Annotated in this window: 17 protein-coding genes; 6 read left to right on the top strand and 11 right to left on the bottom strand. The window is 54.9% G+C overall.

What is annotated here, in order from left to right; translation table 11 throughout:
* The first annotated feature begins 7 nt into the window (after window positions 1-7).
* Window positions 8-346, top strand: coding sequence for a YdbL family protein (locus NIM72_RS03245; RefSeq protein ID WP_253418707.1), 339 nt, complete (start codon window positions 8-10; stop codon window positions 344-346).
* A 64-nt stretch (window positions 347-410) separates the two neighbouring features.
* Here the strand turns inward: NIM72_RS03245 and NIM72_RS03240 are convergent, their stop codons facing one another.
* Window positions 411-1,010 (bottom strand): FMN-dependent NADH-azoreductase, encoded by a 600-nt coding sequence (locus NIM72_RS03240; protein ID WP_253418704.1) that lies wholly within the window; start codon window positions 1,008-1,010, stop codon window positions 411-413.
* 256 nt (window positions 1,011-1,266) lie between these two features.
* Between NIM72_RS03240 and hrpA the strand changes: the two genes are divergently transcribed.
* Window positions 1,267-5,169: an ATP-dependent RNA helicase HrpA gene (hrpA, locus tag NIM72_RS03235; protein WP_253418701.1), complete on the top strand. Its 3,903-nt coding sequence runs from the start codon at window positions 1,267-1,269 to the stop codon at window positions 5,167-5,169.
* Window positions 5,170-5,223: 54 nt separating this feature from the next.
* Here hrpA and NIM72_RS03230 read toward each other — a convergent pair whose 3' ends face one another.
* The 5 genes from NIM72_RS03230 to rstA form a co-directional block, all read right to left on the bottom strand.
* Window positions 5,224-6,033, bottom strand: coding sequence for a serine protease (locus NIM72_RS03230; protein WP_008925243.1), 810 nt, complete (start codon window positions 6,031-6,033; stop codon window positions 5,224-5,226).
* A gap of 294 nt (window positions 6,034-6,327) precedes the next feature.
* Complete coding sequence (gene asr, locus NIM72_RS03225) at window positions 6,328-6,849, bottom strand: acid resistance repetitive basic protein Asr (RefSeq protein ID WP_222925436.1); 522 nt, start codon at window positions 6,847-6,849, stop codon at window positions 6,328-6,330.
* Between the two features lie 159 nt (window positions 6,850-7,008).
* Window positions 7,009-8,496 carry a carboxypeptidase M32 gene (locus tag NIM72_RS03220; RefSeq protein WP_161735183.1) on the bottom strand — a complete coding sequence of 496 codons (1,488 nt, stop codon included), beginning with the start codon at window positions 8,494-8,496 and terminating at the stop codon, window positions 7,009-7,011.
* A gap of 19 nt (window positions 8,497-8,515) precedes the next feature.
* Complete coding sequence (rstB, locus tag NIM72_RS03215; RefSeq protein WP_253418699.1) at window positions 8,516-9,817, bottom strand: two-component system sensor histidine kinase RstB; 1,302 nt, start codon at window positions 9,815-9,817, stop codon at window positions 8,516-8,518.
* Complete coding sequence (gene rstA, locus NIM72_RS03210) at window positions 9,814-10,539, bottom strand: two-component system response regulator RstA (protein WP_013357953.1); 726 nt, start codon at window positions 10,537-10,539, stop codon at window positions 9,814-9,816. The genes rstB and rstA overlap by 4 nt, the downstream gene beginning before the upstream one ends.
* A gap of 178 nt (window positions 10,540-10,717) precedes the next feature.
* Here rstA and NIM72_RS03205 point away from each other — a divergent pair, with 178 nt between their 5' ends.
* Window positions 10,718-11,131, top strand: a complete 414-nt coding sequence (locus tag NIM72_RS03205; RefSeq protein WP_161735178.1) for a hypothetical protein — start codon at window positions 10,718-10,720, stop codon at window positions 11,129-11,131.
* A gap of 19 nt (window positions 11,132-11,150) precedes the next feature.
* Here NIM72_RS03205 and NIM72_RS03200 read toward each other — a convergent pair whose 3' ends face one another.
* Window positions 11,151-12,542: a basic amino acid/polyamine antiporter gene (locus NIM72_RS03200; protein WP_161735174.1), complete on the bottom strand. Its 1,392-nt coding sequence runs from the start codon at window positions 12,540-12,542 to the stop codon at window positions 11,151-11,153.
* Window positions 12,543-12,746: 204 nt separating this feature from the next.
* Window positions 12,747-13,700 (bottom strand): DUF1471 family protein YdgH, encoded by a 954-nt coding sequence (gene ydgH, locus NIM72_RS03195; protein ID WP_061062532.1) that lies wholly within the window; start codon window positions 13,698-13,700, stop codon window positions 12,747-12,749.
* Window positions 13,701-14,239: 539 nt separating this feature from the next.
* On the opposite strand from ydgH, the gene pntA reads away from it, so the two are divergent.
* Entirely contained in the window at window positions 14,240-15,772 is a 1,533-nt protein-coding gene (pntA, locus tag NIM72_RS03190; protein ID WP_161735172.1) for a Re/Si-specific NAD(P)(+) transhydrogenase subunit alpha, read from the top strand.
* A 3-nt stretch (window positions 15,773-15,775) separates the two neighbouring features.
* Window positions 15,776-17,164: a Re/Si-specific NAD(P)(+) transhydrogenase subunit beta gene (pntB, locus tag NIM72_RS03185; RefSeq protein ID WP_161735169.1), complete on the top strand. Its 1,389-nt coding sequence runs from the start codon at window positions 15,776-15,778 to the stop codon at window positions 17,162-17,164.
* 47 nt (window positions 17,165-17,211) lie between these two features.
* On the opposite strand, the gene uspE is transcribed toward pntB, so the two are convergent.
* Window positions 17,212-18,168, bottom strand: a complete 957-nt coding sequence (gene uspE / locus NIM72_RS03180; protein ID WP_161735166.1) for a universal stress protein UspE — start codon at window positions 18,166-18,168, stop codon at window positions 17,212-17,214.
* Between the two features lie 117 nt (window positions 18,169-18,285).
* The gene (locus tag NIM72_RS03175; RefSeq protein ID WP_010244686.1) at window positions 18,286-19,038 is read right to left on the bottom strand and encodes an FNR family transcription factor; all 753 of its coding nucleotides are present in this window, start codon (window positions 19,036-19,038) and stop codon (window positions 18,286-18,288) included.
* Between the two features lie 317 nt (window positions 19,039-19,355).
* Here NIM72_RS03175 and smrA point away from each other — a divergent pair, with 317 nt between their 5' ends.
* On the top strand, window positions 19,356-19,922 hold the full coding sequence (smrA, locus tag NIM72_RS03170; protein WP_253418696.1) for a DNA endonuclease SmrA: 567 nt from the start codon (window positions 19,356-19,358) through the stop codon (window positions 19,920-19,922).
* Here smrA and NIM72_RS03165 read toward each other — a convergent pair.
* Complete coding sequence (locus NIM72_RS03165) at window positions 19,919-20,839, bottom strand: LysR substrate-binding domain-containing protein (protein ID WP_161735160.1); 921 nt, start codon at window positions 20,837-20,839, stop codon at window positions 19,919-19,921. The genes smrA and NIM72_RS03165 overlap by 4 nt on opposite strands.
* Window positions 20,840-21,132 lie beyond the last annotated feature (293 nt).

The following is a 21,132-nucleotide window of genomic DNA, read 5'->3' as shown; positions in this document are numbered from 1 at the left end:
AGCAACGATGAAACGCATAAGCGCGGCGCTGTTCCTCGTCCTGGCGATAGCTCAGCCTGCCTGGGCACTGACGCTCGATGAGGCGCGGCAATCGGGCCGGGCAGGTGAAACGCTTTCCGGCTATCTGGCGGCACGTTCGCAGGACAGTGAAACGCTGGCGCTGGTGCAGCGGATTAATGCCGGACGTCAGCAGGAGTATCAGCGGCTGGCAGAGCAGAATAATCTCTCTACGGCTGACATCGCCAGTATTGCCGGACAGAAGCTGGTGGGCCGTGCGGCAGCGGGAGAATATGTGCGCGGCATTAACGGTCAGTGGCTGAGAAAAGTGGCACAGAGCAGTCAGTAACCGGCGAAAAAAAACCGGGCGCATGGCCCGGTCTTTTACAGCGTCATCCTGAGATGAGTGAGACTTATGCCGTCACGATCTGCTTGATAGCGTCTTTCGCTTCAGCGGTCGCTTTGCTGGCCACTTCAGGACCGTAAGCGATGCCTTCAGCAAACACGAACTCAACGTCAGTGATGCCGATGAAGCCCAGGAACAGCTTAACGTATGGGGTAAGAAGATCGGTTGGGGTATCTTTATGAATGCCGCCACGGCTGGAGATCACCACAGCCTTTTTGCCTTTAACCAGACCTTCCGGACCTGCTTCGGTGTAGCGGAACGTCACGCCAGCACGGGCAATCAGGTCGAAATAGTTTTTCAGCTGCGTCGGGATGTTGAAGTTGTACATTGGCGCGGCAATCACCACTTCATCATGAGCCTGCAGTTCTGCAATCAGTTCATCGGACAGGTCCAGTGCTTCCTGCTGACGTGGTGACAGTGGCGCTTCGGATGGGCGCATTGCACCCACTAACTCACCATCCAGAACCGGAATCGGGTTAGCGGCCAGATCACGTACAGTGACTTCTTTACCCTGTGCCTTTGCCTGTACAACGTAGAAGTCAGCGAGCTGGCTTGACTGTGAGTAGCCTGCAAGGATGCTTGATTTCAGAACTAAAACTTTGGTCATGGTGGTTTCCTGTCTGTTACGCGGAAGACTTTCCGCTCAATGGTTTACACTCTACGGTTATCAATGGCGCGGTGAAAGCGCAATATTTCGAGACCCATGTTCGAATTTATTGAATAAGCGTAACCGGGGCCAGCCGCCGGAACGGTTCAGAATGTGCTATGATGCGCACAATTATTTTATTGAATCAGCTGGTTATCCCGGCTTGCAGGGCGCTGCTTCTCGCAGCGACACCGTCTGAGTAAGGTACGTCACTATTATGTCATCTCCCGATACTTCCCCACTGGCAGCGCTCTGGCCACGGCTCGACGGTGTAATGCTGCGCGATCGCCAGCGTCTGCAGCGCCGCTTGCAGGGTGCCAGAAAAGCTAAAAATTCCGAGGCACAGCAGGGCATTGCCCGTGAGCTGGAGCAGGAATTTATTGCTGCTGAACAGCGCGTGGCCCAGCGCCACGCGGCTACGCCAGCCATTACCTTTCCGGACAATCTGCCGGTCAGTCAGAAACAGCAGGATATTGCCGCCGCGATTCGCAACCATCAGGTAGTGATTGTTGCGGGTGAAACCGGCTCAGGTAAAACCACGCAGCTGCCGAAAATCTGTCTGGCGCTGGGACGCGGTATCACGGGTCTGATTGGTCATACGCAACCGCGCCGTCTGGCTGCGCGCACCGTGGCGAACCGTATTGCTGATGAGCTCAGCACCTCACTGGGTGGCTGTGTCGGCTATAAAGTGCGGTTTAACGACCAGGTCAGCGATCTGACGCAGATTAAACTGATGACCGACGGGATCCTGCTGGCGGAGATCCAGCAGGATCGCCTGCTGATGCAATATGACACCATCATCATTGATGAGGCGCACGAGCGCAGCCTGAATATCGATTTCCTGCTCGGTTATCTGCGTGAGCTGCTGCCGCGCCGCCCCGATCTGAAAGTGATTATCACCTCGGCGACCATCGATCCGCAGCGCTTCTCGCGGCACTTCAACAACGCGCCGGTGATTGAAGTCTCCGGCCGGACTTATCCGGTCGAAGTGCGCTACCGGCCGGTGGTTGAAGAAGCGGATGATGGCGATCGCGATCAGCTGCAGGCGATTTTTGATGCGGTGGATGAACTGGGACGCGAGAGTCGCGGCGATATCCTGATCTTCATGAGCGGTGAGCGCGAAATCCGTGATACCGCCGATGCGCTGAACAAACGCGACCTGCCGCACACCGAAGTGCTGCCGCTCTATGCGCGACTGTCGAACGCGGAACAGAACCGGGTATTTCAGTCGCACAGTGGCCGTCGCATCGTGCTGGCGACCAACGTCGCGGAAACCTCACTAACGGTCCCGGGCATCAAATATGTCATCGATCCTGGCACGGCGCGTATCAGTCGCTACAGCTTCCGCACCAAGGTGCAGCGCCTGCCGATTGAGCCGATATCGCAGGCCTCCGCTAACCAGCGAAAAGGGCGTTGCGGCCGTGTTTCGGACGGTATCTGTATTCGCCTCTACTCGGAAGATGACTTCCTGAGCCGTCCGGCTTTTACCGATCCGGAAATCCTGCGCACCAACCTGGCGTCGGTGATCCTGCAGATGACCTCACTGGGACTAGGCGATATCGCCGCCTTCCCGTTTGTGGAAGCGCCCGATAAGCGCAATATTCAGGATGGCATCCGCCTGCTGGAAGAGCTGGGCGCGCTGACCCTGAATGAGGAGAGCGGACACTACAAACTCACCGGGTCCGGGCGTCAGCTGGCACAGCTGCCGGTCGATCCGCGTCTGGCGCGGATGGTGCTGGAAGCGCAGAAATTTGGCTGCGTACGTGAAGTGATGATCATCACTGCCGGTCTGTCGATCCAGGACCCGCGCGAGCGCCCGGCAGAGAAAAAGCAGGCGTCCGATGAGAAGCACCGGCGCTTTGCCGACAAAGATTCCGACTTCCTCGCCTATGTGAACCTGTGGAACTACCTGGCGGAGCAGCAGAAAGCGCTGTCCGGCAACCTCTTCCGTCGCCAGTGCAAAAGTGACTTCCTGAACTATCTGCGGGTGCGGGAATGGCAGGATATTTATACCCAGCTGCGGCAGGTAGTGCGCGAACTGGGCATTTCGGTTAACAGCGAGCCGGCTGAACTGCAGCCTGTTCACTGCGCGCTGCTCAGCGGTCTGCTGTCACATATCGGCCAGAAGGACACCGACAAGCAGGAGTACACCGGTGCACGCAATACCCGCTTTTCGATTTTCCCCGGCTCCGGGTTGTTTAAAAAACCGCCGAAATGGACCATGGTGGCAGAACTGGTCGAGACCAGCCGCCTGTGGGGCCGCACTGCGGGTCGCATTGAACCGGAGTGGATTGAACCGCTGGCGCAGCATTTGATTAAACGCAGCTACAGTGAACCGCACTGGGAGAAATCGCAGGGTGCGGTAATGGCTGCCGAGAAGGTTACGCTCTATGGTCTGCCCATTGTCGCCGCGCGCAAGGTGAACTATGGAAGCATTGATCCCACTCTGAGTCGTGAGCTGTTTATCCGTCACGCGCTGGTGGAGGGCGACTGGCAGACCCGACATGCTTTCTTCCGTGCTAACCAGAAGCTGCGCAGTGAAGTCGAAGATCTGGAACACAAATCCCGCCGTCGCGATATTCTGGTAGATGACGAAACGCTGTTTGCTTTTTATGACCAGCGCATTGGCAAAGAGGTTGTTTCAGCGAAGCATTTCGACAGCTGGTGGAAAAAGGCCAGCCGTGAAAACGCGGAGCTGCTGAACTTCGACAAACAGATGCTGATCAAAGAGGGCGCGGATAAGGTCAGCCAGCTTGATTATCCTAACTTCTGGCATCAGGGCAACCTTAAACTGAAGCTGAGTTACCAGTTCGAGCCGGGGGCCGATGCGGATGGCGTGACGGTACATATTCCGCTGCCGCTGTTGAATCAGATTGAAGATAGCGGTTTTGAATGGCAAATCCCGGGCGTACGCCGTGAGCTGATCATCGCGCTGATTAAGTCACTGCCCAAGCCGCTGCGCCGCAACCTGGTGCCGGCACCCAACTACGCCGAGGCGTTCCTGGGACGTGTCAACGCAATGGAGATGCCGCTGCTCGATGCGCTGTCGCGTGAGTTTCGCCGCATGACTGGTGTCACGCTGGAACGGGAAAACTGGCAGTGGGAACAGGTGCCCGATCATCTGAAAATGACCTTCCGTGTGCTGGATGAGCACAACCGCAAACTGCTGGAAGGCAAAGATCTCACCGCGCTCAAAGCACAGCTGAAAGGCAAAGTGCAGGAGACGCTATCGAAAGTGGCAGATGACGGGCTGGAGCAGAGTGGTCTGCATATCTGGAGCTTTGGTGAACTCCCGCGCAGCTACGAACAGAAGCGCGGTAGCTATCAGGTCAAAGCCTGGCCTGCGCTGGTCGATGAGAAAGAGAGCGTCGCCATTCGCCTGTTTGACAGCGAGCAGGAGCAGCAGAAAATGATGTGGCGCGGTCAGCGTCGTCTGCTGCTGCTGAATGTGCCGTCACCCGTTAAATATCTGCACGAGAAGCTGCCGAACAAAGCCAAGCTCGGACTTTACTTCAACCCTTATGGCAAAGTGCTGGAGCTGATTGATGACTGCATCGCCTGCGGCATCGACAAACTGATGGATGAAGCGGGCGGTCCGGCCTGGGATCAGACCTCATTTGAGCAGTTGCGTGACAAAGTTCGCGGCGAACTCAATGAGACCGTAATGACCATCGCGAAGCAGGTTGAACAGATCCTGACGGCCGTCTTCAACATCAATAAGCGTCTGAAGGGCCGGGTCGATATGACGATGGCGCTGGCGTTGTCCGACATCAAGGCGCAATTAAGTGGCCTGGTCTACCGCGGCTTTGTCACCGGAAACGGCTGGCAGCGGCTGGCGGATACGCTGCGTTACCTGCATGGCATTGAGCGTCGGCTGGAAAAACTGCCTGCCGATCCACACAGCGATCGTGCGCGCATGTTAAAAGTGCAGGCAGTGGAACAGGCGTATCAGGCGTGGCGCAACAAATTGCCGCCACAGCGTCAGGATGATGAAGAGGTGCAGAATATCCGCTGGATGATTGAAGAGCTGCGTATCAGCTTCTTTGCTCAGCAGCTGGGTACGCCGTACCCCATCTCAGATAAGCGAATTCTGCAGACAATGGAGCAGATAGCAGGATAAAAGCCAGGATGCGTGCCTTAACAGGCACGCATCAACAGTGAAGGGTTGGGAAGGCTACTGCGCGAGAGATTCCAGCTTATCTTTAAACGAGGTGACCGAAATCGCGCGATTGTCAGCCAGATAGCGATCTTTCGCTGCCGGTGCTGAGCTTTGTACCGCGATTAACTGCCAGCCTTTATCGCTTTTGAGCAGCAGCGGTGAACCACTGTCGCCCGGCAGGGTGTCACACTGATGCGACAGCACGGCACGCTGCGCCCAGCCGGTAATCAGGCAATCACTGTGAGAGTAGAGCGTATCCAGATGATCGGCTGGATAGCCTGCCTGCGTCACTTTGCGTCCGGTCAGCTTCAGCGCCGCAGTAAGGTCGCTGCGTGAGCCATCGAACAATGGAATCGGCGTAATTGCAGAGGGCGGATTGCGTAAAATCACGATGCCATAATCATAGGGCGCAGCACTGCTCGGCACGATCCAGCCTTCACCATCCGCTTTTAATTTTGACGCCAGCGAGGGTTCAACGCGCGCATCAATATCATGAAGCTCGTAACGCCAGCCTTTATCACTGGCCATAAATCGCAGTGCCACCGGCTTATCGAAATTACCCGGTGGAGAGAGCAGACAGTGTCCGGCCGTCAGCGCCAGATGTGGAGAGATGAGCGTGGCAGTACAGAGGTTGCCGCTTTCGGTTTCCAGCTGACCAATGGCATCCCAGGGGGCAGCGGTAATATCGGTGATTGCCTGGCGATGATCCTTGCCGAAGAACAGCATCTTAATTTCAGCAGGAGTAGGCGAGTCATCGTCATCATCGGCGTGAACCGTGGTGGCAAAGCTGAAGAGTCCAACCATTAACAGGGTAGCCAGGCGCATAGAAATCTCAATGGCGACAAAAATTAACGTTATTGTTATTACGTAAGTACGGTAACTATAGTCGGTGAGCGTTGAAAAAGGGAGTTTTATTGGTTAATCAGTACGCTACAGCGGCTAAATAAAAAAGCTGGCTGCAACAATGCCACACAGGATCATAACAAGCAGAATAATTTCGAAGCGATAGCGACGCACTATTTCATCCACTCTCGTCATTTCATCCACTCCAGTAAAGAAACACCCGGCATAACCGGGTGTTTTTAATTATCATCTCGTGGCCGTGCGCTGAAGGCGACCTTAGTTTTTAGCTGCTGGTTTCACAACTTTTTTGTGGTGAACTTTTTTAGCGGCCTGCGCTTTCTGAGCAGGTTTTACCACTTTTTTGTGGTGCACTTTTTTAGCAGCCTGGGCTTTCTGAGCAGCTGGCTGAGTTACTTTTTTATGGTGAACTTTTTTAGCAGCCTGGGCTTTCTGAGCAGCTGGCTGAGTTACTTTTTTATGGTGAACTTTTTTAGCCGCCTGGGCTTTCTGAGCGGCTGGTTTAGTTGCTTTTTTATGGTGAACTTTTTTAGCCGCCTGCGCTTTCTGCGCGGCATCTTTTTTCACTGCTTTTTTGTGGTGTTTCTTAGCAGCCTGGGCTTTCTGAGCTGCTTTATGGTGTTTCTTGTGCGCAGTTTTGTGAACGGTTTTAGCCGGTGCTGCAGCGGTAGTTGTTGTTGCGGCTGGCGCAGCAGCTGGAGCAGCTGTGGTGTCAGCAGCGAAAGCAACAGAAGACATACCCATAGCAGCGGCAACAACCAGTGCAAATAATTTTTTCATTGCAAATCCCTCGGAGACTGTTTTTTCATGTGTAGCCCACTGCGGGGCCGGTGAAGAGACTATAGGGAAATCAATGAACGGTGTCCGTGGGTGTTTGGTATCGGCGTGTAACCGATTGTACAAAGGCGGAAAAGGGCGGTCAGCAGACCGCCCGGAAGCTTAGCTATTCAGGTAGCGTTGTTCAAGATGCTGGCGGAAGAGAGCCGGATTCAGCGCTTCGCCGGTAGCATTGATCAGCAACTGGTCGGTGGAGAAACGGCTGCCGTGCTGCCAGATGTTCTGTTGCAGCCAGTCAAATACCGGCTGCAGTTCACCATGCTGAATCAGCTCGCTGAGTTGAGGGATGGCCTTCTGAACTGACCGGAACAGCTGTGCGGCATACATCGCGCCCAGCGTATAGGTCGGGAAGTAACCAAATGCGCCGTCGGTCCAGTGGATATCCTGCATACAGCCATCGCGATAATTACCCCGGGTATCCAGACCCAGTGACTGCATCATCTTCTCATCCCACAGCGCCGGGATGTCTTCAACCTCAATCTCGCCTTCAATTAGCGCCTGCTCGATTTCATAGCGCAGAATGACATGCGCCGGGTAGCTCAGTTCATCTGCGTCAACCCGGATCAGGCCGGGTTTCACCTGCTGGGTCAGGCGCACGAAATTATCCGCCTGCAGAGCGGGCTGATCGCCAAAGGTAGCGATCACCTGCGGCAAAATGCGCTGCAGGAATTCGCGGCTGCGACCCAGCTGCATCTCCATAAACAGGCTTTGTGATTCGTGAATAGCCGTGGAGCGCGCCAGCGCCACTGGCTGACCGCGCCACTGCTGCGGCAGATTCTGCTCATAGCGGGCATGACCGGTTTCGTGAATCACGCCCATCATGGCGCTGAGAAATTCATTCTCGTTGTAACGGGTGGTGATGCGCACATCTTCCGGGACGCCGCCACAGAAGGGATGCGCACTGATGTCGAGGCGGCCATGGTTAAAGTCAAAACCCAGCGTCTCCATAATGCTCAGACCGAGCTGGCGCTGCGCTGGAATGGCGAACGGCCCGTGCGGCGTGATAAATGACTGCTGTGCCTGTTTTTCCACGACTTGTTGCAGCAGATCGGGCAGCCAGGTTTTCAGCTCGCCAAAGGTTTCATCCAGTCGGGCGCGGGTCATACCCGGCTCATAGAGATCCAGCAGCGCATCGTAACGCGAACAGCCACGGGCGTCAGCGCGGCGCTGGGCCTCTTCGCGGCTCAGTCGTACGACTTCTTTGAGGTTGGCGGCAAAGCCCTGCCAGTCGTTGGCGGGACGCTGAGTGCGCCATGCATGTTCACATACGGAACCGGCGATCGATTTGGCTTCAACAAAATCATCAGGGAGCAGGGTGGCCTGCTGATATGCGCGCTGCATCTCGTTGAGGTTGGCCCGCTCGACATCGTTCAGCGACTGCTGCTCGGCGGCTTTAAGCCACTCGCCGACCTGTGGGGCGGTCAGGATCTGGTGCTGCAATACGCTCATTTCGGCCAGCGCTTCACCACGCGCCTGACTGCCGCCAGGTGGCATGGTGGTTTGCATGTCACAGCCAGCGATGGCCGTGACGTGACTGAAACGGGAAAGGCGCTGGAACGTTTTGGTAAGTTGTTGATACGCTGAGGTCACGTAAGACTCCTTGTGGATTTTAACGCAGCGGAATTTCACGCAAGGTTAGATCAACCGGCCAGCAAAAGCGAACGCTGGCACCGCCCAGCGGGCTGGACTCAATGGTTACGTTGCCGCTGAGTGCCTGGGCAATCGAGTAAACAATGGCCAGGCCCAGTCCGCAGCCGCCTGTGGCGCGATCGCGGCTGGGATCAAGCCGGACAAAAGGTTCGAAAACCCGTTCACGTTCGTCGGGCGGAATGCCCGGGCCGTCATCTTCAACCTGCAGACAACCGACCGGACCGTCGAACCATAAACTGACGCGCAGTCGCTGCTGCGCATAACGCAGCGCGTTGTTCACCAGGTTATCCAGCACCCGCTCCATCAATCGGGTGTCAGAAATGCCGATGTTTTCACGCTGCGGCAGATCAAGGTCGAGTCGCATGTCCGGGTTGATGGTGCGGAAATCGTCCAGCCGCTCGCTCAGCCAGCTGGCCAGATCCAGCGATTTAAGATTCAGATCGACGCGCGGCCGGTCAAGACGCGCATAGGTCAGCAGCTCCTCAATCAGGCTTTCAAGCTGGCCGATGTCGCGATTCAGCGCCACCCGTTCGCCATCCGTAAGGTTATCGCTCATCTCCAGCCGGTAGCGCAGGCGTACCAGCGGCGTTCTCAGCTCATGGGCAATACCGTCAATCAGCTGCTTCTTGCTGGCGACCAGCGTGTTGATGTTCTCGGCCATCTGGTTAAAGGCGATACCCAGCCGGAACAGACTGGAGGTGCTGTCGAAATGGGTACGTACATCCAGTTCGCCCCGGCCAAAGCGCTGTGCCGCTTTTTCCAGGCGCTGCATCTCCTGCCAGTGCGGGCGGAGCCAGATAAACACCGGCAGCGCCAGCGACATGCCAATAAACACCAGCAGAGCAATATCCAGCAGTCGCATCTGGTGCAGATAAAAGAGATAGGGAATCGGCCCCACCGATAAGACATAGTGGCTGCGCGGAATATGCTGCAGAAAGGTGTATTGATCGTCGAGCGCCACGATCTCGCCTGCCCGTAACCGCCGCATGTTGGTCTCATCGAGCTGATATTTGTTCATCGGCTCAATGTGCAGGTCGAACGACAGGCCGAGATCAAGACTCTTGATGGTTTTGTTCCAGTCACGCGGCGGGATCTCACGCAGTTCGCTGCGGATCAGGTAGAGCGAGCTGGCCATCAGATCATTCATCGACTGCCGGCCCGCGCGCTCAGCGGTGAACTTATAGACCAGACCCACCAGCAGCGCCATGACCAGAAAGCAGACAAACAGCAGCAGATAGAACTGAATAAAAAGCTTTCTCATAATTCGCGCGTATCCCAGGCCTGGGGTGCGAACAGATAGCCTTTATTGCGGATGGTTTTAATGCGGAACGGCTCGGTGGCACTGTCGTGGAGCTTTTTACGCAGCCTGGAGATGGCCACGTCGATACTGCGGTCCAGGCCGTCATAACTGACGCCGCGCAATGTTTTCAACAGTGCATCACGGTTAAGCGTCTGACCCGCATGGCTGGCGAGAACCCACAGCAGATCGAAATCCGCAGTGGAGAGGGCGATCTGCTCGTCAAACAGCGTCACCTGACGGTTCAGGGCATCAATGGTCAGCGAGCCAAAACGCAGCATACGATTCGCGGCAGGCGCAGCAGGCGCATCTTCCGGCTGCCCATGCTGGGACTGGCGCAGATGCAGGCGCAGGCGGGCCAGCAGCACAGCGGGTGGTGTGGTTTTCAGGATGTAATCCTGCGCACCCATCTCCAGGGCCAGAATATGGTTCATGTCGCTGTCCAGTGAGGTAAGCAACACGATTGGTCCCTGCCAGTTGGCCCGCAGGTCGCGACAGATGGTCATGCCATCTTTGCCCGGCAACATGATATCCAGCATCACCAGGTCGGGCTGCTGTTCGGCGATGACCGCTTCAGCACGGTCGCCGCGTGTTTCAACAATGACTTCAATATCGTGACGGCCAAGATAGGCCGCAATCAGCGAACCCACTTCGGGTTCATCTTCTACATAAACAATTTTGTTCATAGTTCACAGGGCAGAGTCAGGGATGAATGAAAGCATATCTTTTCCTGGTCCTGAGCTCTACGTTATCGCACGAAATATCCGTGGCTTGCTGGTATATAACCGGCAAAATGTGCAATCATTAGCGCGGCCTTTTTGCGCCAGGTTTGGGATATTGATGATTACCATGAGGAGCGTTAGTGTGTCTGATAAAGAGCTGGCATCAGCCATATACCCTGACCGCATCTGCTTCAATTACAGTGACTTTCTTTCCGCTTCCTGCAAAAAGCGCTGGAGCTTCGTCGATGCTATTTATGGTGTGATGCCGATATTTGGCATGGTGACACGTAAATCGGCACACCGTTTACAGGGCAGTGACGACCCGTTAAAAGAATTAGCATTACAAATCATTTCCACTCAGGTTAGCGACGAAATTAATATCGCGCGCCTGATTACTCTCGCAGAACAACAGCATATTAGTCGCTTTGATATCCAGCTCCCTTATCCGCTTTCGGCGGAGCAGCTGGATGCCATCCACTATGAGTATGCGAAGCCGCTGAACCTCACACAGCAGGATGACCTGCTGTGTGTATCCATTCCAGTGCAGGCACACTGAGACCCCTTTTTATCGGGCTTTAAGTCGTCAGCTCCCACACGGCGGGCAATGTCGCGGCAATCAGCAATCCCATCGCAATGCGCTCCAGCGAGGTCAGCGCAATATCGCCGCGGCCGCCGCGTCGTGCAAACAGAAACAGCAGCAGGCCCGGTGTGTAAAGCACCACTGACATCATCAGGTGCATGGGTCCCGAGGCGTACAACAGCCAGATGCCATACACGCTGGCACCCACACCGATTGCCATCGCCAGCGGCTTATGCTGTCCGCGCACCACTTTGATCAGATATAACCCCACCAGCAGATAGGGCACCAGAATCATCTCCGAGGCGATGGTCAGCAGGTTGTTGTAGTCAGCACCGGTCAGGGCAATCAGGATCAGGCAGAGCTGAATACTGCCGTTGGTCAGCCACAGCGAGGCAGCTGGCGCGTTATGGCGGTTCTGCCGGGCGATACTGCGGGGAAAAGCACCCTGTTGCGCGGCAATCAGCGGCACTTCCGCGGCCATAATCGTCCAGCTCAGATAGGCACCGCACACGGAAACAATCAGACCCATCGCAATCACCGCATCGCCCCAGTGCCCCATCAGTCGGGTCATTAATCCGGCCATTGACGGGTTACGCATTTCAGCCAGTTCAGCACGCGGCACCACGCCAAGCGACAGCAGTGTCACCAGCAGATAGACCAGCAGCGCAGCCAGCACGGCGAATAAGGTTGCGCGGCCCACATCCTTTTTCTGGCGTGCACGGGCAGAGACGACCACAGCACCTTCAACCCCGATAAAGACCCACAGGGTAATCAGCATGGTCTGCTTAACCTGCTCCCAGAGCGGTTTTCCCAGCGTGACACCGGAAAAATCGAAGCGGAAACGATCATAGTTGAACGCCATCACCGCCAGTACAATAAACAGCAGCAGCGGCACCAGCTTGCCCAGCGTCGCCATCAGATTGATGCTGGCCGCGGTCTGCACGCCGCGCAGTACCAGCCAGTGAACCAGCCACAGCAGCACGGACGCACCCAGCATCGCCTGCCAGGTATTGCCATCACCAAAGATAATCCGGTCGGGTGTATCGGTGAAGAAGCTCAGGGCAGAGAAGACAATCACCAGATAGGAGACATTGGCGATTACGGCGCATAGCCAGTAGCCCCAGGCGGAACAGAAGCCCATCAGTTCGCCGAACCCGGCGCGTGCATAGGTAAAGATGCCGCCGTCCAGTTCGGGCTTAAGGCGGGTCAGCAGCAGCATCGCCAGCGACAGAAAAATAATGCCGACACCGGTAATCAGCCACCCCAGCAGCAGCGCGGCCGGACCGGCCACTGCGGCCATGTTTTGCGGCAGACTGAACACGCCTGCGCCCAGCATTGAGCTGAGCACCAGCGCCGTCAGCGCACCGAGACCTAATTTTTTCTCCAAAACTACCTTCCCGCTAGCATATATGGCTGGGTAAATCGGATTCTGTCGCTGGGTTATGTCACACCAAAGGCAGAATACAGGGACAATATCCGGTAAACAGGCGGAGGATTTTACGGAGAGTGGCAGGGGATGGCAATGCGTGACTATGCAAAACAGCGCAGGAATTATGCAAACAGCAGGGCGGCGGGTGCCGCCCTGGAGGGATTACTTAAACAGGTCAGCCGTAACGGTCAGGTTGCCGCCACTCTGGTTCTGCCACTGACGGGTGACGTGGTAGAACTTGGCACCTTTATCGGCTGCACGCTTTGCCACTTCTTCTGAAATCGCCGTTGGTGTACCGAAGTGCCCGGTGAAGGTGACGGTATCAAACGGCTGCATCTGCGCGGCAGTGATTGCGTTCACTTCCTGTACGGATTTACCGTTTGGCAGATTGACGGTATAGCGCTTGCCGGTAGAGCTTTGGGTTTCGAAGAAACGGCCCACTTTGTTGCTTGGCGTTTCAGACGAGGCCACGCCTGGAATTTCGACGTTAGCCGCCGCAGCGCCACCGGTAGCCAGAGCGGCTTTACCCGCTTCTGAATCGGCAGGAATCGCATTCGGTGTCTGCACCTTGCGTTCTTTAGCATCCGCTTTATAAACATAGGCGGTGACATACTGATTGCCGCCGCTGTTGGCATCGATCTGGCGAACGATAAAGAAGGAGGCCGCGCCTTTCTGTTTAGCCGCTTTTGAAATCGCGTCGTTCACATCCGGCTGGCTGGCAAAGAAGCCGCTGACCGAAACGGTATCGAACGGTTCAAGCTTATACGCTTCTGCTTTTGGCAGTTCATTGACGCCATTGAAACGACGGTAAGTCGTGGACTGGGTGGCTGCCGGGGCATCAGCTTTATAGAGGTCAGCCGTAACGCGCCAGTTACCGCTGTTGCCGTTGCTGTCGTTGATCGCCTGGATGTAATAAGAGGCAGCGCCCATCTGATCTGCACGCTTAGAGACCGCATCGGCTGCGTCGCCAATTGCGTTGAAACGACCGGTGATATTAATACGTTCGAATGGCTTCAGCGCGGCCGCTTTTTCTGGCGTTAACTCCTGCGCAGCGAATGCATTGGCTGCCAGCAGAGACAACAGAGTGGACGCCAGAATAGTGTTCTTCAGCTTCATAAAAATAATCCTTCGCCTTACGCAAAAATGAGTACGAAAACGTGCTGGACTCTTGATGTATAACAGATTAGCCGCTGATTATTGCATGTTATAAACAGACTGTCGCAGCGATTTTTTGTGTCAGATCGCGTTATTCAACCATGATTTTTTCATTTGTTTGTCATCAAACACAGTTATGGCGTGTTTTCGTGCGGGTTACCATTAAAAGCGGTAACTGTTAGCGCTTAAACAGTTAATTCATTGTTAAATAAAGGTTTTTATTGAAGGTTAATTCGGCCGGGCATAATTTATTCTGGCAGATTATCTGCTTGCAGGACTGTTTCGCAGTGGGATTACGCAGCTTTTTTAGCAGAATCCTGAATAATCATGTGAATGTCACTACTCTGCGTAGCTGCTCTGGATCGCTCGTCACATTTTAAGTAGGTTATAAACACTTTGAAATACATGCATTCCGACTATAAGTCGCTGAAACGCTGTTTTAGCTGCGATGTCGTCATGCAGATCCGGGCCATCATCCTTAACCGATGAAAGGAAACACTATGTTAATTGGAATCCCCAAGGAAAGGTTGCCAAACGAGTCGCGCGTGGCTGCCACGCCAAAGACCGTGGAACAACTCATTAAGCTGGGTTTCAGCGTCACCCTGGAGCATGACGCCGGTCAACGCGCCAGCTTTGATGATGAAAGCTACAGAGCAGCAGGTGCCACACTCTGCGACCAGAAACAGGTATGGCAGTCCGATATCGTTCTGAAGGTGAATGCACCGGATGAGGATGAGATTGCGCTCACCCGGGCGGGCAGCACGCTGGTCAGCTTTATCTGGCCTGCACAGAATCCCGACCTGCTTTCAAAGCTGGCTGCGCGTCAGGTCACCGTCATGGCAATGGACTCGGTACCGCGTATTTCGCGGGCGCAGTCGCTGGATGCTCTGAGCTCGATGGCGAACATTGCCGGTTATCGCGCTATCGTCGAAGCCGCCCATGAATTTGGACGCTTCTTTACCGGTCAGATCACCGCCGCCGGAAAAGTGCCACCGGCCAAAGTTATGGTGATTGGGGCCGGTGTGGCAGGGCTGGCCGCGATCGGTGCAGCGGGCAGTCTGGGCGCGATTGTCCGGGCCTTTGATACCCGCCCTGAAGTTAAAGAGCAGGTGCAGAGTATGGGTGCCGAATTCCTTGAACTCGATTTCGAAGAGGAAGCGGGCAGTGGCGATGGTTACGCTAAAGTCATGTCCGAGGCGTTCATTAAAGCGGAGATGGCACTGTTTGCCAGCCAGGCTAAAGAGGTGGACATCATTGTCACCACGGCGCTGATCCCAGGCAAACCGGCACCGAAACTGATCACCGAAGAGATGATCGCCAGCATGAAACCAGGCAGCGTAATTGTTGATCTGGCGGCGCAGACCGGCGGCAACTGTGCGCTGACCGTCGCTGATCAGGTGACCGTAACGCCTAACGGCGTGAAAATTATCGGTTATACCGATCTGCCCAGCCGTCTCGCAACTCAATCTTCCCAGCTTTACGGCACCAACCTTGTCAATCTGATTAAGCTGCTGTGTAAAGAGAAAAATGGCGAAATCCAGGTCGATTTCGACGATGTAGTGGTGCGGGGCGTGACTGTCGTGCGTGAGGGTGAAGTCACCTGGCCAGCACCGCCGATTCAGGTCTCTGCTGCGCCACAGGCTAAACCGGCAGCCCAGAAACCCGCAGAGAAGGCTGAAGCAAAGCCTGTGTCTCCGTGGCGTAACTACCTGCTGATCGCACTGGCTGTCGTGCTGTTTGGCTGCCTCGCAAACGTAGCGCCAGCTGAGTTCCTCTCCCACTTTACCGTGTTCGCGCTCGCCTGTGTGGTGGGTTATTACGTGGTCTGGAACGTCAGTCACGCGCTGCATACGCCGCTGATGTCCGTTACCAACGCCATCTCCGGCATTATCGTCATCGGTGCGGTACTGCAGATGGGCCACGGTGGCTGGGTCACCTTTATCTCCTTTATTGCCGTGCTGATTGCCAGCATCAATATCTTTGGTGGCTTTACCGTCACCCAGCGCATGCTGAAAATGTTTCGTAAGGGGTAACACATGTCTGGCGGATTAGTCACTGCAGCCTATATTGTGGCTGCAATTCTTTTCATCTGTAGCCTTGCGGGTCTCTCGCGTCACGAGACCTCAAAGCGCGGGAATATTTTTGGTATCAGCGGCATGGCGATTGCGCTGGTTGCCACCATCTTTGGCCCGGACAGCGGAAATGTCGTCTGGATCCTGCTGGCGATGGTCATTGGCGGCGCTATCGGGATTCGTCTGGCGAAGAAAGTCGAAATGACAGAAATGCCGGAGCTGGTCGCGATTCTGCACAGCTTTGTCGGCCTGGCCGCTGTGCTGGTCGGCATCAACAGTTACATCGACCACGCGCCTGGCCTGCCAGCCGTGATGGAGAATATCCATCTGAGCGAAGTGTTTATCGGTATCTTTATTGGTGCTGTCACCTTCACCGGTTCGCTGGTAGCGTTTGGCAAGCTGTGCGGCAAAATCTCTTCAAAACCGCTGGCGTTACCGCATCGTCACAAGCTGAATCTGCTGGCGCTGGTCGTCTCGTTCCTGCTGCTGCTGTGGTTTGTTAACACCAGCAGCACGGGTGCTCAGGTGTTCGCACTGCTTCTGATGACAGTGATTGCGCTGGCGTTTGGCTGGCATCTGGTTGCCTCTATCGGCGGCGCGGACATGCCGGTTGTGGTGTCGATGCTGAACTCCTATTCAGGCTGGGCCGCTGCCGCTGCCGGTTTTATGCTGAGCAACGATCTGCTGATTGTAACCGGTGCACTGGTGGGGTCGTCGGGTGCGATTCTCTCCTACATCATGTGCAAAGCGATGAACCGTTCGTTCATCAGCGTGATTGCGGGCGGGTTTGGCACGGAAGTCAGCAGCGGCGATGACAGTCAGGAAGCGGGCGAGCATCGTGAAATCACAGCTGAAGAAACCGCAGAGATGCTCAAGGCATCCAGCTCGGTGATTATTACCCCTGGCTACGGTATGGCAGTGGCGCAGGCGCAGTACCCGGTTGCGGAAATTACTGCCCGACTGCGTGCACTCGGCATCAACGTGCGCTTCGGCATTCATCCGGTGGCAGGGCGTCTGCCGGGTCACATGAACGTGCTGCTGGCCGAGGCCAAAGTACCTTATGACGTGGTGCTGGAGATGGATGAGATCAACGACGATTTCAGCGACACCGACACGGTGCTGGTTATCGGTGCCAATGACACGGTTAACCCGGCGGCGCAGGATGACCCCCGCAGTCCGATTGCGGGCATGCCGGTACTGGAAGTGTGGAAAGCGCACAATGTCGTGGTGTTTAAACGCTCAATGAACACCGGTTATGCTGGCGTACAGAATCCGCTGTTCTTCAAAGAGAATAGTCAGATGCTGTTTGGCGATGCCAAAGCCAGCGTGGAAGCCATTCTCAAAGCGCTGTAATAAAAAAAGGGCGGCTAATCCGCCGCCCGTCTTCTATCAGGGGAGAATCAATCCTCCTCATCCTCTTCATCATCCAGGTCAATCGGCGATTTGAAATCGTCAGGCTTGAGCGCCAGCAGATCGCAGCGCAGATGATCAATCACCTGTTCCGCCGTATTACCCAGGAAGGCTGCCGACAGGCCGGTACGTCCTATGGTACCCAACACCACCACACCAGCACCCAGATGCGCCGCCAGATCAGGGATGACTTCTTCCGGCAGGCCTTTAGCCACATGGGTGAGCTCTTCACCAATCGAGAACTTCTGCCGCAGCGCTTTCATCGCCACCAGATGCTGACCACGAATCGCATCGTTATAAACGCTGGGATCAAAGTCCGGCAGTTCGATAGCGATGTTGATAGGCGTAATCGGATAAGCGCCGACCAGGTGCACCTCGGTCTGATTCACTTTTTCTGCCAGTTTCACCGTTTCACGAATCAGCTTCTGATTCAGGCCATCGTGATGTGGCTCTTCACTGGCAAGATTGACCGCGACAATAGCTTTACCGCCTTCCGGCCACGGCTGATCTTTGACCATCCAGACCGGACACGGGCATTTACGCAGCAGATGCCAGTCAGTCGGGGTGAAGATCACGGATTCAAGACGATCATGCTGATGAGCCATCTTCAGCACCAGGTCATGCTGATGGGCAAGCACTTCCTGAATGATGGCCTCAAAAGGACGGTTGTGCCAGATCACTTTGATGTCAATTTCGACACCGGCATCCAGATAAGCGCGGGCCTGCTCACGGATCCATTCAGTGCGCTGGCTGATGACGCCCTGGCGCATTGATGCGCGTTCGTCAGGCGAAAGCAGGGTGGTCATCTCGTATGAGAAATCATAGATAGGCAGAAAGGCTTTGATCCTTCCGCCAATGCGTTGATTCAGATAGACCGCACGTCGCAGCGCGGGCTGATCGTCTTGCTGGGCATCAATGGCGACCAGAATATTTTGGTACTGGGACATGAGGCGTTCTCCTTAAACCAGAGCGACTGGAATAAAGATAGCCTATGTTGCACAGCGGAAGAAGGGAAAAAGTTACTGCCGGATCAACAAAATAAGATTTATTGATCCGGCTGCGGATCAGGCGGCCTGATGGCTCTGACCGGCTAACTCTTCCAGCAGGGCGTGGTTTTCAATAGTGATGTATTTCCCTTTCACCGCCAGCATACCGGACTTCTGAAAACGACCCAGCAGGCGACTGATGGTTTCAACCGTCAGGCCCAGGTAATTACCAATGTCACCACGCGTCATGGTGAGGCGGAATTCACGCTGAGAAAAACCGCGCTGGCCGAAACGACGGGAAAGGTTCCAGATAAACGCCGCCAGGCGCTCTTCGGCATTTTTCTTCGACAGCAGCAGGATCATATCCTGATCGCCTTTGATTTCACCGCTCATCAGACGCATCATCTGCTGACGCAGGGCAGGCATTTTTCCTGACAGGTCATCCAGGGTTTCAAACGGGATTTCACAGACCATTGCAGTTTCCAGCGCCTGCGCAAAGCTGGGATGGCTGGAACCCATGATGGCATCAAAGCCGACTAAATCGCCCGCCAGATGGAAACCGGTGATTTGCTCATCACCCTGCTCGGTAATGGTGTAACTTTTGATCGTGCCGGAACGAATCGCATACAGAGATTTCAGTTCGTCGCCTGCTTTGAAAAGGGTTTGCCCTTTCTGAATTGGTTTTTTACGCTCAATGATATTGTCGAGCTGATCCAGCTCATGTTCATTTAACGTGAAGGGGATGCAGAGCTGACTGATGCTGCAATCCTGGCAGTGAATGGCACAACCGCCCGACTGAATACGACGAATGCTACGTTTTTCAGGGATCATAATGGTTTGCTCGACGATTATTGACTGGTGTCAATTTTAACATTTTTTGTGCTGAAGGGAACTCATCCGAGCAGTTTTACACCCACAAACATTATGGATGAAGCACACATCGATAAACGCTGATGTGACGGGCTTCTCAGAATGCCGTTACCGTTAACTGTCACGAAAAGTTTCCGCTTTTGTGATCTGTTACCCATATCTTCATCAGCGGCAACATGGATAAAAGCGGGGTAGCCCGGCGATTGCAGCTTTTGCTACGCTAACTGCTTAAGCCTGTTTTGTAGGTTCCATCAATTTTAATCAGGTGTGAGAAAACCATGAACCTTGATGACAACGATCTCTTTCGGGATGCCATGGGCGATGTCACGCCGTTAAAAGACACCACCACAACGTTATGGCTTAAGTCGCCCTCGACTAAAGCGCCCCGTAAACCGCCAGGAGAGAAGGAGCAGGAGAATTTCCTGACACGGGGTAATCTGGAGATTATCCCGCTTAACACACCGCTGGAGTATAAAGCCGACGGCATACAGCAGGGTATTCTGGATAAGCTGCGTCGGGGTGAGTACAAACTGGATGCCAGTCTCAACCTGTTGCGGCAACCAGTGGAGACCTGCCGTCAGGCGCTGTTTAACTTTATGATGCAGGCGCAAAAGCAGGACTTACGGAATCTGCTTATCATTCATGGCAAGGGCCGTGATGACGAATCCCATGCCAATATTGTGCGCAGCTATCTGGCGCGCTGGTTACAGCAGTTTGATGACGTGCAGACTTACTGCGTGGCCCAGACCCGCCATGGCGGAGCCGGGGCGCTCTATGTGGGACTGCGGAAGACCGATAAGGCGCGCCTTGAAAACCGCGAACGGCATGCGAAACGCAGCCGCTAGCTGTGAAACTTACGGATGGTGGACATTAACACTTCAGCACTCAGGCTCAGCTCTGCGCCGGTACGGGTAATGATGCCCACCGGCTCGCCTGGCCCGGAGGAGTTGATTGGCAGCGCACAGACCGCGTTATGGCTGAGGTCCTCTTTAATCGCGCCGGACGGCACGAACCAGATGTAGTCGTAGCGAAGCGCCAGCTGGCGCGCCAGTGAAGTCGACGACGTTTCAATGCAATGGGGTGGCAGCGTGCAGCCCTGTTCATCAAGCATCTGCTGCGCAATCCGGCGCGGTGCGGTGCCTTCCGGGGAAATCACCACGGGCCACTGCATTGCCCTCGACAGCGTGACATTGTCACTCAATAATGGGTGTTCGGGCCTGACCACCAGCTTCAGTGACTCCAGAAACAGCAGTTCGTAAGTCAACCCGGTCATCATATCGCTGTCCGCCATCCGGCCAATACCGATGTCAAACTCGCCGCCGCGCAATCCCGCCAGTAACACATTGTTATGCAGCGTCGCCACCTGGATAGTGGTGTTAGGCTGCAGCTGATGAAAACGATCAAGGATGCGGGGCAGCATGCCCATCGCAGCAGTAGTCAGCGCGCCCAGCCGGATAATCACTGGGGCATCGCCCGACTGCTCATTAAAGCTCTGTCCGGCATGATTCAGCGCATCAAGCACCCGCACTGCATGCGTCAGAAACTGTTCTCCCATCGTGGTGAGCTGGGCACCCAGGCGACCCCGCTCAAACAGACGAACGCCTGTCAGCTCTTCCAGCTCATTCAGGGTTTTGGACAGAGCAGGCTGACTCAGGCTCAGCGTCTCTGCTGCCCGGCCCAATGTGCCTTGCTGCGCGACAGCAACAAAGGTATGTAGATGGCGCAAGCGAATGCGCTGATTGAAAAGGATATTTTTTTCCATACCTTAAACTTAATGAGAATGACCGCTTACAGGCAACTGTTTAAAATGAATTCTGTTAACTTTGCTGCAAATTTATTTTAACAAGCGTGGCAGAATGGCTACTTGATCCGCTAACTCTCTGATTAAGAAGCGCTCATCTCATATTGTCACAGACGCACTGGTTTCTGAGACTACGATATATCAAGAGCTTAACGGCTTAAAGTTGAATAATTCTCACTATCATATAAAAATCTGACCGCTTAAGGTTAACGATGGGCTATCATAAACGCCGTTTTTTTTACTTAATCTGATGC

It is taken from the genome of Pantoea sp. B550 (assembly GCF_024158165.1).
GTDB lineage: Bacteria > Pseudomonadota > Gammaproteobacteria > Enterobacterales > Enterobacteriaceae > Pantoea > Pantoea alfalfae.
This window is presented reverse-complemented; position numbering and strand designations above follow the sequence as displayed.